The organism is Bradyrhizobium sp. Kon58 (assembly GCF_055807455.1).
This window is the reverse complement of the sequence record NZ_JBVVOT010000014.1, coordinates 64,358-76,893: the sequence shown is the minus strand read 5'-3', so window position 1 is coordinate 76,893 and position 12,536 is coordinate 64,358. Positions and strand designations below refer to the sequence as shown.

Below are 12,536 nucleotides of genomic sequence, written 5' to 3'. Positions count from 1 at the left end.
CCTAATCCAAAACGCAGAAATATTTCCGCGGCAGCCTGCGGTAGGCGCTGTAGCGGTAATGCGGCCGGTATGCGTAGCCGCGATAGAGCGCCGGCGGCTCCTGGCCGTAATAGGCGCCGTGATAGAAATTGATGACCGGCCCTTCCGCGCAGCGATAAGTGTCCCAGGTCGGGCCGATGAAGGGCGCCACCCCAACCTCAGGCGGAACCACCGGATAGGGCTGTCCGCCGGCGCGCGCCGGAGGGGTTGCGACCAGGGCCGCGAGAAGGACAAACCACGCGCTTCGCATGCGTTCGCTCCGAGCCGATGCCATGCGCGCATGGAAGCACCGGACCGGCCGACGCCGCAATCGCGGAATTCATCGCGCAGCCTGCTCGGGTGCATTGTTGATAACCGGCGCAAACGCAGTGCGGGTGGTGACAGGACGTCCGGACGTGTTATCGGGAGATGACGCAGTTGCGAGACGGATCGGACACCCATGCGTATTACCCTCGTCGGCTCCCGCCATTTCGGCGTGACCACCCTGAACATGCTCCGGGAGCACGGTGTCTCGATCGTGCGGGTCGTGGTGGCCGACGCCGAGGATCGTCTCGCCGCGACAGCCAAGGCGGCGGGCATCGAGGTCGTGGTCCAGGCCAATCCCAAGCTGGTGGTGGCCTCCGAGATCGCCCCCGACACTGATCTGATCGTCACCGCGCACAGCCACGCCCGGATCGGCAAGGACGCGCTCGAGGCCGCAAAGCTGGGCGGCATCGGCTATCATCCCTCGCTGCTGCCGCGTCACCGCGGCAAGGCGGCCGTGGAATGGACCATCAAGGAAGGCGATCCGATCGCCGGCGGCACGATCTACCACCTCGCCGACCGCATGGACGCCGGCGCCATCGCCGCCCAGGAGTGGTGCTTCGTCAAGAAGGGCGAGACGGCGCGGGAACTGTGGGAGCGCGCGCTGGCCCCGCTCGGGCTCAAATTGCTGGCCGACGTGATCGATTATGCCAAGGTCCACAAGGCGCTGCCGTCCAAGACTCAGGACGAGCAGTTCGCGACCTCAGCGCCAAGTCTTTCCTGAGGCCCCTTTCCTGAGGCCCTTTCCTGAGTCGCTGTCCCGACGTTTACCCTTAACGCGAAGGGGCGTTGATTCTGCTTCGAAAATTGCAGCCGGAAACCCAAATAAACCATTGTTCCCACAGGAACAATTTTCGATTTGGCACCGCACCAAATTTCCGTCACATTTGGCCCGAATAAGGGTCAGCATATCAGACAAATTCAAGGACGGATTTTATGCGTTTTGCTCGCATTGCGGCGTTCTGTGCCGCTTCAGTTTTCACCCTCGCCGCGCCCGCTTTCGCCCAGACTCCCTATGACGGCAACTGGCAGGTCACCATCGTCACCAAGAGCGGTTCCTGCGAGCCGACCGCAAGCTCGTTGCTGACGGTTGCCGACGGCAAGATCACCGCGCCCGGCGCTAACGTTTCCGGCACCATCGGCAGCGGGGGACTTGTGAAAGTTTCGATCAATGGTGCATATGCCAACGGTCAACTCAGCGGCAACGCCGGATCGGGGAAGTGGAATGGAGCATCTGCAGGCATACCGTGCAGCGGGCGGTGGGAAGCATCGCGCCAATAGAAAAATCGTGACGAGCGGTCTGGGCCGGCGGCTGCTGATCGCGGCCACCGTTATGTTAGCGGCCGGGATTGCCAACTCCGCGAGCAAGGCGCAGTCCGGCCCGTTCGCCGCGCTCGCCGGCAGCTGGAGCGGCTCAGGCACGGTCACCCTGGATGACGGCTCGACCGAGCGGATCCGCTGCCGGGCCAAATACGCTCCGATCGGACCGACCATGGAGTTGTCTCTGACCTGCGCCAGCGACGCCTACAAGTTCAACCTCGGCGCCAACGTCAAGGCTGAAGGCAGCGCCATCGCGGGCAGCTGGTCCGAGGCCAGCCGCAATATCAGCGGCGCCCTTTCGGGTCGTGGCGCCGGCGGAAACTATGAGCTGCTCGCCTCCACCGCCGGCTTCAACGCCAACATCTCGCTGAAGACGTCCGGCAACAAGCAGAACGTCACGATGCGCGCCGACAGCCAGTTCCGCGGCGCCAACATCTCGCTGTCGCGCTAAACCGGTACGAGTAGATTGACAATCGACCCGGCGATCTCGCCGGGTCGATTTTTTATGTGCCCGGCACGAACGCCGTGACCTCGATCTCGACTTTGGCCTGGTCGTCCACCAGACCGCCGATGTAGAGCAAGGTCGAGGGCGGAAAATTGCGCCCCAGCGTTTCCTTCCAGGCAGCGCCGATGCCGGCCCCGGCGGCCTCATATTCGCTGCGGCTGGTCAGGTACCAGGTCAGGCGGACGATGTGCTCGGGGCCGGCGCCGGCCTCGCCCAGGAGCTTGATGATCCGCTTCAGTGCGGTCCCGACCTGCGCTGCCATGTCAGGCGCGTAATTGCCGGTCTCGTCGCCGCCGGTCTGGCCGGCCAGCACCACCCAGCGGCCCGGCCCCTCGACCGCGACGCCATGGGAAAAGCCGCGCGGTTTTTTCCACTCGGCCGGCTGCAAGATGTCCATGCGCGAAGATCTCCCGATTGTTCTCGTTGTTCACTGATGCCTTAGCACGCCGCCCCGCATCGCTGTACCGGCAGATTTGGCCGTTGCAAACGGCGACGATGTCGCCGATACCGGCCCTCCCTCAGAACCCTCGCCTCCCACACCTGCGCCGATGAACACCACACCGTCCAAGACGATGGCTGCCCTCTGGATGGCGGGCTGGCTGTCGCTGATGCTGGTCATGGCGGTCGCCGGGCGCGAGACCACGCGCGAGCTTAACGTCTTCGAGATCATGGAAGTGCGCTCGGTGATCGGGTTCACGCTTCTGCTGCCGATCATCTACCAGTCCGGTGGCTTCAAGGCGGTCGCGACCAAGCGCCTGCCCCAGCACCTCGCGCGCAATGGAGTGCATTATTTCGCACAGCTCGGCTGGTTCTACGCACTGACGCTGATCGGGATCGGCCAGGTCGTCGCGATCGAATTCACCATGCCGATCTGGACGGCACTGCTGGCCGCAACATTCCTTTCCGAACGCATGACCGTCTGGAAGATCGCCGCGATCGTGCTCGGTATCGTCGGCGTGGTCATGATCGTGCGGCCCGCCACCGGCGAGATCAATCCGGGCCAGCTGATCGCGCTGGGAGCCGCGATCGGCTTCAGCATCTCCATGATATTGGCGAAATCACTGACCCGGACCGAGAGCGCATTGTCGATCCTGTTCTGGATGATCGTCGTGCAGATGGTCGTGGGTCTGCTCCCGACGCTCTATGTCTGGACCTGGCCGTCGGCCTCCCTGTGGGGTTGGCTGTTCGTTATCGGGGTCTGCGGCACATTCTCGCACTATTGCCTCGCCAGCGCGCTCCGGTACGCGGATGCGACCATCGTGGTGCCGATGGACTTTCTGCGGGTTCCGCTCACGGCCACCGTCGGCTGGCTGCTCTATTCCGAGCGGCTCGACTCCTGGACCGTGCTCGGCGCGGCGCTGATCCTCTGCGGCAATCTCCTGAACTTGAAGCCGGCTTCGCCGGTTCCCGCCCGCGCACGCTGAACCTCGCGCCGCCTCGCGCGACAAAACGAAGTGGCCGTGTGATTTAGATCACGTTGGAAGGGTATTCCATCGTGCACATTCTGCCACACAGCAGCGGGTTGAACGCGACGAACTGCCGTTTTGATGGCGTTAAGGCGGGCACTTCATGTAAGTTCGTTGCCAATCTGTTGCTGCCTGCAATTTCGATTCTGTTGGGGATTCCAGATGCGCACTCTCACCCTCCTCGCGTCGCTGATGTGCATGGTACTGTCGGTCAGTGCCGCGAAGGCCGACCGCCGTGTTGCTTTCGTCGTCGGCAACGGCACCTACAAGAACGTCGCACAATTGCCGAACCCGCCGATCGACGCCAAAGCGATGGCGGCAACGCTGCGCAATGTCGGCTTCGAGGTGATCGAAGGTTCGAACCTCTCGCGCGACCAGATGACGGAGAAGCTGCTGGACTTCGGCCGCAAGGCGCAGGGCTCCGATGTCGCAGTGTTCTATTATGCCGGTCACGGCATCGCGGTCGGCGGCTCCAATTATCTTCTGCCTGTCGACGCCGACATCAAATCGGAGATGGACGTCAAGCTCGGTGCCGCCATCAACATCGATCTGACGCTCGAGCAGACCATGGGCGACGCCAAGGTCAAGCTGGTCTTCCTTGACGCCTGCCGCGACAATCCATTCGCCGCCAAGATCAAGTCGAACTCCGCGACGCGCAGCGTCAACGTGCAGAGCGGTCTTGCCGAGATGAAATCCGGCGAAGGCACGCTGATCGCGTTCGCCACCGGCCCGGGCCAGACAGCGCTCGATGGCCAGGAGGGCAACAACAGCCCGTTCACCCGCGCGCTGATCGACAACATCACCAAGCCTGGCATTGAGATCCAGCAGGCGATGACCTCGGTCCGCGCTCAGGTCAACGAGGAGACCCACAAGGGTCAGCTGCCCTGGGGCCACACCAATCTGATCGGCGCGGTCTATCTCAACCAGGCTCCGACGACCCAGGTCGCCAATGCGGCACCGACGGCTGCTGGCGTCGTGCCAATGGCGACCGGCGGCAATTCGGACGGTGTCGAGCTCGAATACTGGCGTTCGGTCAAGGAGAGCAACAAGTCGGAAGAGCTCAACGCCTACCTCTCCGCCTACCCGAACGGTCAGTTCAAGGCGCTGGCGCTGGCACGCCTCGCGGCCATCAAGAGCGGCCCCTCGACCGCGACGCGTACCCTCACCGCTGGCGTCGATCCCGCGACCTTCACCGAAGAGGCCACCCAGCTTACCGAGGACCAGATCGGCCTCGACAAGAACCAGCGCCGCGACGTTCAGCGTCGCCTCGGCGGGCTTGGCTTCGACAACAAACAGACAGGCGTGTTCGGCGACGAGACCCGGTCGGTGCTCAAGCGCTGGCAGGCGGCGCGCGGCTATCCCGCGTCTGGCTACCTGAACAAGCTCCAGCACAAGGCTCTGCTTTCGGAGATCGTGGCCGGCCCGCCGACCGCGAGCGACAACAGCCAGAAGGCAGCCCGCCGGGCCGCGGCCCCCGCAGCCGGCAGCGCGCCCGCACCCGCTCCTCATCGCAGCGGCGGCGGCGATCCTGCCGGAGCAGCCTTCGTCGGCGGTGTCGTCGGTGGCATGATGGGCGGCATGTTCCGCCGCTGACGCGAGGCCAATCGCAAATACAAAAGCCCGGCTCGCGCCGGGCTTTTTCGTTGCGAATAGCCAAACCTTTAGCGTCTACTTCCCCGCGGCCTTTCGCAACGCCTCGTTGATGCGGTCCTGCCAGCCGGGCCCGCCCGACTGGAAATGCTCCAGCACGTCCTGGTCGATCCGCAGCGTGACCTGCTCCTTGACCCCCGGCGCCACGTTCTGCTTTGGCGGCGCTGCGGCGACCTTCGCCGTCACCTTCTTGAACGCCGCCTCGGCCTCCGTCCTGGCGTCGCCCAACGTCCGCGGCCGCCTCGGTGGTTGATCCGCCATGTCCTAGATTCCCTCAAACAGAGCCGTCGAAAGATACCGCTCGGAGAAGGACGGCACTATAGCCAGGATGGTCTTTCCCGCAGCTTCCGGCCGCTTGCCGATCTCGAAGGCCGCGGCGATCGCGGCACCCGAGGAGATGCCGCCCGGAATGCCCTCATGCCGCGCCAGCGCCCGCGAGGTCTCAATCGCCGTCGTCGAGTTGATCTTCACGATCTCGTCGATCACCGAGCGATCGAGGATGTCAGGCACGAAGCCCGCACCGATGCCCTGGATCTTGTGCGGCGTATGCTGGCCGCCCGACAGCACCGGGCTCTCCTCCGGCTCGACCGCAACCACGCGCAGCGAGGGCTTGCGCGGCTTCAGCACCTGGCCGACGCCGGTGATGGTGCCGCCGGTGCCGACGCCGGCGACGAAGAAATCGACGTTGCCGCCGGTGTCGTTCCAGATCTCCTCCGCGGTGGTGCGGCGGTGCACCTCGGGATTGGCGAGATTCTTGAACTGCTGCGGCATCACCGAATTCGGCGTCGTCTTCAACAGCTCTTCGGCCGTCGCGATTGCGCCCTTCATGCCTTGTGCGGCCGGTGTCAGCACCAGCTCGGCGCCCAGAAAAGCCAGCATCTTGCGGCGTTCGATCGACATCGACTCCGGCATGACCAGCTTGAGCCTATAGCCGCGCGACGCCGCGACGAAGGCCAGCGCGATGCCGGTATTGCCGGAGGTTGGTTCGATCAGCACGGTGTCGGGCTTGACGATGCCGGCCTTCTCCATCGCGATGATCATGGCCGCGCCGATACGATCCTTCACGCTTGCGGCGGGATTGAAATATTCAAGCTTTGCCAAAATGGTCGCGTTCACGCCGTGCATGCCAGGAAGCCGGCGCAAGCGGACGATCGGCGTGTCGCCAAAAGCATCGACGATCGAGTCATAGATCCGGCCGCGGCCGGGTTGGTGCGCTGCACCCGTGGTGGACGACGCGTCCATGATGAACTCCCTGTGGCGACGATTGCGCTTCTGTTGCAGCTCTTGCGCAGTTAGAGACAGCCTGCGGCGACACGCAAGCGAGATTGCGGCACATGTTAAATACGCTGCATCGCAAAATCGCGTGAACTGCAATTATCAGAAAACCAACGCATTTGTGTTGCGACCTCGTCAACTGATTCTGCTTATGTTAGACTTAGGTCTCAAAGCTGGGAGGTCACCACGATGTCAGCAGTCGCTGAAGTGTTGTCGACCGTCGCACCGAACCGCGCTCCGCGTTGCAGTGAGCTGCCGACCTGTCCCGTCTGCGCCGACTCCATGATCGCCGCCGAAGGTTCTGCGTATCTGTCGGAACACGTGATCAGCTATCTCTGGACCTGCGATAATTGCGGCTACGGCTTCGTGACCAAGCACTTCGTCAAGCAGCGTTTCCTCTGCAATTGACCTAGCGCGGGGCGATGTCGCCCCTCGTCCAGTCTTCGCGCGTACGCCGATAGAACTCCTCGAACGTGCCCTGTGCGACCGCGTCCCTGATGCCCTGCATCAGGAACTGGTAGTACGCGATATTGATCTCGGACAGCAGCATCGCGCCCAGCGTCTCGCCCGCCTTGACGAGATGGTGCAAATAGGCGCGCGCGTAGCTGCGCGCCGACGGCCATGAGCTCTCTTCGTCGAGCGGACGCGGATCGTCGGCGTGGCGGGCGTTGCGCAAATTGACCTGGCCGAAGCGTGTGAAGGCAACGCCGTGCCGGCCATTGCGCGTCGGCATCACGCAATCGAACATGTCGATGCCGCGCTTGACGGCCTCGAGGATGTCGTCCGGCGTGCCGACGCCCATCAGATAACGCGGCCGCTCTCTTGGCAGCAGCGGCGCTGTCTCGTCGATCATCGCGAGCATCACGGCCTGCGGCTCGCCGACGGCGAGGCCGCCGATCGCATAACCATGGAAACCGATCTCGACGAGGCCTTGGGCGCTGGCATGGCGAAGCTGGGGTATGTCGCCGCCCTGCACGATGCCGAACAGCATGTAGCCGTCGGGCGCGCTCTCGAAGGCGCGCTTGCTTCGCGCGGCCCAGCGCAGCGACAATTGCATCGCGCGGTCGATGTCGGCGCGCTCGGCGGGCAGTCGCACGCATTCGTCCATCTGCATCGCGATGTCGGAGCCGAGCAAACGCTGCACCTCGATCGAGCGCTCCGGCGACAGCTCGACCTTGGCGCCGTCGATATGCGAACGGAACGTCACGGCCTGCTCGCTGACCTTGCGCAAATCCGCCAGCGACATCACCTGGAAGCCGCCGGAATCCGTCAGCATCGGACCGTTCCAGCCGGTGAATGTCTGCAGGCCGCCAAGTGCCGCGATCCGCTCGGCGCCGGGACGCAGCATCAGATGATAGGTATTGCCGAGCACGATGTCGGCGCCGGCCTCACGCACCTCGCGCCAGTGCATGCCCTTCATCGCGCCGGCGGTACCGACCGGCATGAAGGCGGGCGTGCGCACCACGCCGTGCGGCGTGGTCAGGCGCCCGCTGCGCGCGGCGCCATCGGTGGCGAGCAGTTCGAAATGATTGGGCAGACCGGTGTCAGGACGATTCATGACGGTGCTTATTGCGTGTCGGAGCAGGCCGATCAACCCGCTCAGGCGATGCTTCGGCCGGCTTATGCATCAGACTGGGACAATGGACACCACTATCGGGGACACGGAATTGTGCGCCGGCGGCGCTTGTTAAACAAAACGATACAGTGTAGTTTTAGCTTGGGGCTGGACGAGATGCCGCGGCGATGTTGCCGGCGGCGGTAGATGCGTGATCGCCAGCCACCGACAATGCCCTTTCCTTCAAGTTTTACTGACACGTCCGGCCGTTCGCATGGCTGGACAAGGCGGACAGGCGCCCGCCCGTTTGGATGGCTGGCCCTGACCTGCAGCCTGGCGCTCGGCGCCTGCACCTCCCTGCCCCGCACGCCCTATACGGCCACCGAAGCCAGCACATCGCGCGTGCTCGATATCGACGGGCTCCGGCGCTACGCCGACGAACCCATCACGAAATTCAGCTTCGAGAAGGACACCCGCACCGCGACCAAGTCCTATCTGGCGCTGTCAGGCGGCGGCGCCGATGGCGCCTACGGCGTCGGCGTGCTCAACGGCTGGACCGCGGCCAGAACCCGTCCCACCTTCTCGGTCGTCTCGGGCGTGAGCACCGGCGGCCTGATTGCGCCCTTTGCGTTTCTCGGCTCGCGATATGACGACACGCTGAAGGAAGTCTACACCAGCGGTGTCGCGGAGAGCCTGTTGAGCGATCCCAGCATCATGCGCGTGCTGTTCGGATCCGGCCTGTTCGGCAACACGCGGCTGCGCGAGCTCGTCGCCCGCTATGTCGGGCCCGAGATCATGGCGCAGGTCGCGCGTGAAAACGCCAAGGGCCGAAGGCTGCTGGTGGTGACGACCGATCTCGACACCCAGCGGACCGCGATCTGGGACATGGGCAAGATCGCCGCGGTCGGCACGCCCGAGGCGCTCAAGCTGTTTCGCGACGTGATGGCGGCCTCCGCCAGCATCCCGCTGGTGTTTCCGCCGATCATGATCGACGCCGAAGGCGAGGGCCGCAGGTTTCAGGAGATGCATGTCGACGGCGGCGTGACGGCCCCGGTGCTGACACTGCCGGAAGCCCTGCTTTTCCAGGGCAGTCGCCTGCCCGGCCCTGCGAAGCTGGACATCTACATCCTCGTCAACAAGAAGATCGAACGCAATTTCGAGCTCGTCTCCAACAGCACCATCGACGTCGCCTCACGCAGCCTGTCGTCGATCACCCAGTCGCAGACCCGTTCGATCATCTTCTCGACCTATGATTTTGCCAGGCGCAACCACCTCGGCTTCCACCTCTCCTACATCGCGCGCGACTATCCGGCCGCCCCCTCGGAAGGGTTCGACACCGCCTATATGCGGGCGCTGTATCAGTACGGATATGAGAAGGCGGCTTCAGGCCAGGCCTGGACTTCCACGCTTCCGTAAGCGCTCGCTGAGGAACGGGGCCGTGCCGAGACGGTTGACGATGGGGCCTATTCGGCCAGATTAGCCATGACGCACCTGTTACCGCGCGTTATAGAGCAATGACGGATGTCACGACCGCGCAGGAATCATTGGGCATGGGATTGACTGCGACCAAGACAAGACCGGCAGCTCAGCGGCGCGAGGTGCCGAAATCGCGCGGCGGCCGGCCGACGAAGAGCGCCGCGATCGAGCGCGATCAGCGGCTGATCGAGGTCGCCACCCGCCTGTTCCTGGATCGCGGCTTTGATGCGACCTCGCTCGATGCGGTCGCGGAAGCTGCGCGCGTGAGCAAGCCCACCGTCTATGCCCGTTATGGCGACAAGCGCGGATTGTTCGCCGCCGTGCTGCGGCGCGAGATCGCGCGATGGCTTGCACCGCTATCCGCGGCCGCCGAGACGCAGCTCGGCAGCGCCTCGGATATCTCGGTCGAGCAGCGGCTGGTCGAGATCGGGCGCGAGATGCTGACATTCACCTGCGGTCCCGATGCCGTCGCCTTCAGCCGCATGATGACGTCGCAGGCCATCAACTTCCCCGACATCGCCAAGCTCGGCAAGGAGGAAGGCTGGCTCAAGGCCGTCGCCACCACCGCACGCTTCTTCGACCATCTGGTGGCGCAAGGCGCGCTCGACATGGAAGACACCACGATCGCGGCCGAGGTGTTTCTCGACGTCGTCGTGGGGCACACCCACCGCATGGCGACGTTCGGAACGACGCTCGAGCTGAAAGACGCCGAAAAGCGCATGCGGGTTGCCATCAAGCTGTTCCTGGCCGGTGCGCTTGGCCCCCCGGACCGCCTCCATGACGCCGCCAAGACCACGCGGCGGCGGCGCCCATCCCGCTGACAATTCCGTGAGATTGCGATCTTTCCAGAGGGATCGCACGCCCACGCCGTTGACCAAAACAAAACGATACGGTATGGTTTAATTATAGGGCGATGCGGATCGCTTTTTCACCAGCCCCAAAGAGGTCCGCACCGCCTCGATCGCCGCGGCGGTAGAGCCCGTCACGACGCTCAGCGGCCGACCGATGCCCAAGGTCGGCCGCAAATTCTTTACGATCATCCGGCACACTCGCTGGCCGAGGGTCTCGAGCATGACGACAGCCAAACGACGGATCCCGGGATTGCTCGCGATCGCCCTATCCGCAATCCTCCTCGCATCGCCGGCGCGGGCGATCGTGAGCACGGGCACGTCAACCGCCCTTCATAGCGACACAGATGGTGACGCCGAGGCCGACCGCCAGACGGTCAGTCGCGAGATCGAGCGCTTCCGCAGCTCGTCGATCTCGATCAACCAGGCCATGGCGATTGCGGAAGCCCGTCACGCGGGTGCCACCACGGCGGATGTGAGTTTCGACGGTGCCTCCGGCGTGCCGGTCTACCGGGTGAAGACCCTGCACAACGACCGGATCTGGCGCCACACCATCAATGCCGCGACCGGCGAGCTCGTCGGCGGGGAAGCCGCCCTCCCTCTCGCCGAGCTCGACCTCGACGACCGCAGCAACCTCGCAGCGCTCGGCGCCATCAAGCACCGACTTGCGGATGCCGTGCACGTCGCCGAACGCGCGGCCTCCGGCAAGGCGATCAGCGGCGGGCTGGTGCGCGAACGCGGCCGGCTGAATTTCGCGATCGTCGTCATCAGTGGCGACAACCTCAAGGAGGTCATCCTCGAACCGCCGGGCGCCCGGACCAAATAGCGGCGGCCCCCTCCCGCCGAAAAGCCATTGACGGGCGCAAAACTCTCCCGCATAAGCTCCCGCCATGTTCACGACCACCAAACGCACGACTAAAACCACCACGGCCTTCGGGGCCCGGGGAGGCGTGCGCGTGTAGTCGTCGACTAGAACGCAATCCACTCTACCGAAGCCCCGCCCTCGTTGGTCCGGGGCTTTTTTGTTGTCTGAATTCTCAAATCAATGGAGGACACAGTGAGTAACGATCCCGTCGTCGCGATTGTCGGCGTTACCGGTGCGGTGGGCGCCGAATTCATCGCCACCATGGACAAGCGTGGCTTTCGCGTCGGCAAGCTCAAGGCGCTGGCCAGCGCCCGCTCGGCCGGCAAGACGGTGTCGTTCCGCGGGCAAGAGGTCGTCATCGAGGAGCTGACCGAACGCGCCTTCGAAGGCGTCGACATCGCCCTGTTCTCCGCCGGCGGCAGCATTTCGAAGAAGTTCGCGCCGATCGCGGTCAAGGCGGGTGCAGTCGTCGTCGACAACTCCTCCGCCTTCCGCATGGACCCGAACGTGCCGCTGGTGATCCCCGAGATCAACGCGAACCGCATCCGCGACCACAAGGGCATCATCGCCAACCCGAACTGCGCCGCCATCACGGCGCTGGTGCCGCTGTGGCCGATTCATCAGAGCAACCGCATCAAGCGCGTGATCATCTCAACCTACCAGGCGGCCTCCGGCGCCGGCGCTGCCGCGATGGACGAGCTGGTCGAGTCCACCCGCGCCAACCTCAACGGGCAGGTTTATACGCCGAAGGTGATGCCGCATCCCTACGCCTTCAACCTCTTCAACCACAACACGGCGATCGACCCTGACACCGGCTACAACGACGAAGAGACCAAGGTCATCAACGAAACCCGCAAGATCTTCGAGGACGACAAGATCGCGATCGGCGTCACCTGCGTGCGCGTGCCGGTGCTGCGGGCTCATTGCGAAGCCATCACCTTCGAATGCGAGAAGCCGATCAGCGAGGACCAGGTCCGCGCCATCATGGCGCGAGCGCCCGGCGTCAAGATCGTCGACGACCGCGCCAGGAACTACTTCCCGATGCCGATCGACGCCTCGGGCCAGGACGACGTCCTGGTCGGTCGCATCCGCAAGGACCTCAGCGACCCCTCCGGGCATTCGATCTCGATGTTCGTGGCGGCGGACCAGCTGTTGAAGGGCGCGGCGCTCAACGCGGTGCAGATCGCGGAGCTGCTGCCGCAGCGGGTGATGGCGTAACGGAAAAGGTGCGTAG

The 12,536-nt window shown here is 64.3% G+C and carries 16 protein-coding genes; 10 read left to right on the top strand and 6 right to left on the bottom strand.

All coding sequences use genetic code 11. The features are described 5' to 3' along the window. Position 1: 1 nt before the first annotated feature. Positions 2-289 (bottom strand): hypothetical protein, encoded by a 288-nt coding sequence (locus tag AC0L20_RS22640; RefSeq protein WP_456764247.1) that lies wholly within the window; start codon positions 287-289, stop codon positions 2-4. Positions 290-478: 189 nt separating this feature from the next. Between AC0L20_RS22640 and AC0L20_RS22635 the strand changes: the two genes are divergently transcribed. The 3 genes from AC0L20_RS22635 to AC0L20_RS22625 all read left to right on the top strand — a co-directional run bounded on the left by AC0L20_RS22635 (position 479) and on the right by AC0L20_RS22625 (position 2,113). Further along, positions 479-1,066, top strand: a complete 588-nt coding sequence (locus AC0L20_RS22635) for a formyltransferase family protein (RefSeq protein WP_027567035.1) — start codon at positions 479-481, stop codon at positions 1,064-1,066. 212 nt (positions 1,067-1,278) lie between these two features. Beyond that, positions 1,279-1,623 carry a hypothetical protein gene (locus AC0L20_RS22630; RefSeq protein ID WP_007590760.1) on the top strand — a complete coding sequence of 115 codons (345 nt, stop codon included), beginning with the start codon at positions 1,279-1,281 and terminating at the stop codon, positions 1,621-1,623. Then, entirely contained in the window at positions 1,568-2,113 is a 546-nt protein-coding gene (locus AC0L20_RS22625) for a hypothetical protein (protein ID WP_473292245.1), read from the top strand. Before AC0L20_RS22630 ends, AC0L20_RS22625 begins: the two co-directional genes overlap by 56 nt. 52 nt (positions 2,114-2,165) lie before the next feature. On the opposite strand, the gene AC0L20_RS22620 is transcribed toward AC0L20_RS22625, so the two are convergent. Next, positions 2,166-2,564: a RidA family protein gene (locus AC0L20_RS22620; protein WP_473292241.1), complete on the bottom strand. Its 399-nt coding sequence runs from the start codon at positions 2,562-2,564 to the stop codon at positions 2,166-2,168. A 151-nt stretch (positions 2,565-2,715) separates the two neighbouring features. Between AC0L20_RS22620 and AC0L20_RS22615 the strand changes: the two genes are divergently transcribed. Together AC0L20_RS22615 and AC0L20_RS22610 are read left to right on the top strand one after the other, a co-directional pair. Beyond that, complete coding sequence (locus AC0L20_RS22615; protein ID WP_473292238.1) at positions 2,716-3,591, top strand: DMT family transporter; 876 nt, start codon at positions 2,716-2,718, stop codon at positions 3,589-3,591. Between the two features lie 204 nt (positions 3,592-3,795). Continuing rightward, complete coding sequence (locus tag AC0L20_RS22610; protein WP_473292236.1) at positions 3,796-5,226, top strand: caspase family protein; 1,431 nt, start codon at positions 3,796-3,798, stop codon at positions 5,224-5,226. Positions 5,227-5,301: 75 nt separating this feature from the next. Here AC0L20_RS22610 and AC0L20_RS22605 read toward each other — a convergent pair whose 3' ends face one another. Both AC0L20_RS22605 and cysK read right to left on the bottom strand, forming a co-directional pair. Continuing rightward, a complete protein-coding gene (locus tag AC0L20_RS22605; RefSeq protein WP_007610629.1) occupies positions 5,302-5,544 on the bottom strand; it encodes a BrnA antitoxin family protein in 243 nt (80 codons plus the stop codon). A gap of 3 nt (positions 5,545-5,547) precedes the next feature. Further along, the gene (gene cysK / locus AC0L20_RS22600) at positions 5,548-6,525 is read right to left on the bottom strand and encodes a cysteine synthase A (RefSeq protein WP_456764240.1); all 978 of its coding nucleotides are present in this window, start codon (positions 6,523-6,525) and stop codon (positions 5,548-5,550) included. A 222-nt stretch (positions 6,526-6,747) separates the two neighbouring features. Here cysK and AC0L20_RS22595 point away from each other — a divergent pair, with 222 nt between their 5' ends. Further along, the gene (locus tag AC0L20_RS22595) at positions 6,748-6,966 is read left to right on the top strand and encodes a hypothetical protein (RefSeq protein WP_473292233.1); all 219 of its coding nucleotides are present in this window, start codon (positions 6,748-6,750) and stop codon (positions 6,964-6,966) included. Position 6,967: 1 nt separating this feature from the next. On the opposite strand, the gene tgt is transcribed toward AC0L20_RS22595, so the two are convergent. Beyond that, a complete protein-coding gene (tgt, locus tag AC0L20_RS22590) occupies positions 6,968-8,116 on the bottom strand; it encodes a tRNA guanosine(34) transglycosylase Tgt (protein ID WP_473292229.1) in 1,149 nt (382 codons plus the stop codon). Between the two features lie 228 nt (positions 8,117-8,344). Between tgt and AC0L20_RS22585 the strand changes: the two genes are divergently transcribed. Continuing rightward, entirely contained in the window at positions 8,345-9,529 is a 1,185-nt protein-coding gene (locus AC0L20_RS22585) for a patatin-like phospholipase family protein (protein ID WP_473292227.1), read from the top strand. Positions 9,530-9,663: 134 nt separating this feature from the next. After that, entirely contained in the window at positions 9,664-10,410 is a 747-nt protein-coding gene (locus AC0L20_RS22580; RefSeq protein WP_473292225.1) for a TetR/AcrR family transcriptional regulator, read from the top strand. Between the two features lie 78 nt (positions 10,411-10,488). On the opposite strand, the gene AC0L20_RS22575 is transcribed toward AC0L20_RS22580, so the two are convergent. Continuing rightward, positions 10,489-10,662 (bottom strand): hypothetical protein, encoded by a 174-nt coding sequence (locus AC0L20_RS22575; protein WP_473292222.1) that lies wholly within the window; start codon positions 10,660-10,662, stop codon positions 10,489-10,491. Here AC0L20_RS22575 and AC0L20_RS22570 point away from each other — a divergent pair. Both AC0L20_RS22570 and AC0L20_RS22565 read left to right on the top strand, forming a co-directional pair. Next, positions 10,661-11,263, top strand: coding sequence for a PepSY domain-containing protein (locus tag AC0L20_RS22570; RefSeq protein WP_473292219.1), 603 nt, complete (start codon positions 10,661-10,663; stop codon positions 11,261-11,263). The two genes, AC0L20_RS22575 and AC0L20_RS22570, sit on opposite strands and share 2 nt — an antisense overlap. 219 nt (positions 11,264-11,482) lie before the next feature. Then, positions 11,483-12,520: an aspartate-semialdehyde dehydrogenase gene (locus AC0L20_RS22565; RefSeq protein ID WP_473292217.1), complete on the top strand. Its 1,038-nt coding sequence runs from the start codon at positions 11,483-11,485 to the stop codon at positions 12,518-12,520. Positions 12,521-12,536 lie beyond the last annotated feature (16 nt).

Excerpts from the sequence above, each read along its gene's own strand:
- AC0L20_RS22610 (WP_473292236.1), top strand. The coding sequence starts at position 3,796 with ATGCGCACTCTCACCCTCCTCGCGTCGCTGATGTGCATGGTACTGTCG.
- tgt (WP_473292229.1), bottom strand. The coding sequence starts at position 8,116 with ATGAATCGTCCTGACACCGGTCTGCCCAATCATTTCGAACTGCTCGCC.
- AC0L20_RS22625 (WP_473292245.1), top strand. The coding sequence starts at position 1,568 with ATGGAGCATCTGCAGGCATACCGTGCAGCGGGCGGTGGGAAGCATCGC.
- AC0L20_RS22565 (WP_473292217.1), top strand. The coding sequence starts at position 11,483 with ATGGAGGACACAGTGAGTAACGATCCCGTCGTCGCGATTGTCGGCGTT.
- cysK (WP_456764240.1), bottom strand. The coding sequence starts at position 6,525 with ATGGACGCGTCGTCCACCACGGGTGCAGCGCACCAACCCGGCCGCGGC.
- AC0L20_RS22605 (WP_007610629.1), bottom strand. The coding sequence starts at position 5,544 with ATGGCGGATCAACCACCGAGGCGGCCGCGGACGTTGGGCGACGCCAGG.
- AC0L20_RS22640 (WP_456764247.1), bottom strand. The coding sequence starts at position 289 with ATGCGAAGCGCGTGGTTTGTCCTTCTCGCGGCCCTGGTCGCAACCCCT.
- AC0L20_RS22595 (WP_473292233.1), top strand. The coding sequence starts at position 6,748 with ATGTCAGCAGTCGCTGAAGTGTTGTCGACCGTCGCACCGAACCGCGCT.
- AC0L20_RS22575 (WP_473292222.1), bottom strand. The coding sequence starts at position 10,662 with ATGCTCGAGACCCTCGGCCAGCGAGTGTGCCGGATGATCGTAAAGAAT.
- AC0L20_RS22615 (WP_473292238.1), top strand. The coding sequence starts at position 2,716 with ATGAACACCACACCGTCCAAGACGATGGCTGCCCTCTGGATGGCGGGC.
- AC0L20_RS22620 (WP_473292241.1), bottom strand. The coding sequence starts at position 2,564 with ATGGACATCTTGCAGCCGGCCGAGTGGAAAAAACCGCGCGGCTTTTCC.
- AC0L20_RS22580 (WP_473292225.1), top strand. The coding sequence starts at position 9,664 with ATGGGATTGACTGCGACCAAGACAAGACCGGCAGCTCAGCGGCGCGAG.
- AC0L20_RS22635 (WP_027567035.1), top strand. The coding sequence starts at position 479 with ATGCGTATTACCCTCGTCGGCTCCCGCCATTTCGGCGTGACCACCCTG.
- AC0L20_RS22630 (WP_007590760.1), top strand. The coding sequence starts at position 1,279 with ATGCGTTTTGCTCGCATTGCGGCGTTCTGTGCCGCTTCAGTTTTCACC.
- AC0L20_RS22585 (WP_473292227.1), top strand. The coding sequence starts at position 8,345 with ATGCCCTTTCCTTCAAGTTTTACTGACACGTCCGGCCGTTCGCATGGC.
- AC0L20_RS22570 (WP_473292219.1), top strand. The coding sequence starts at position 10,661 with ATGACGACAGCCAAACGACGGATCCCGGGATTGCTCGCGATCGCCCTA.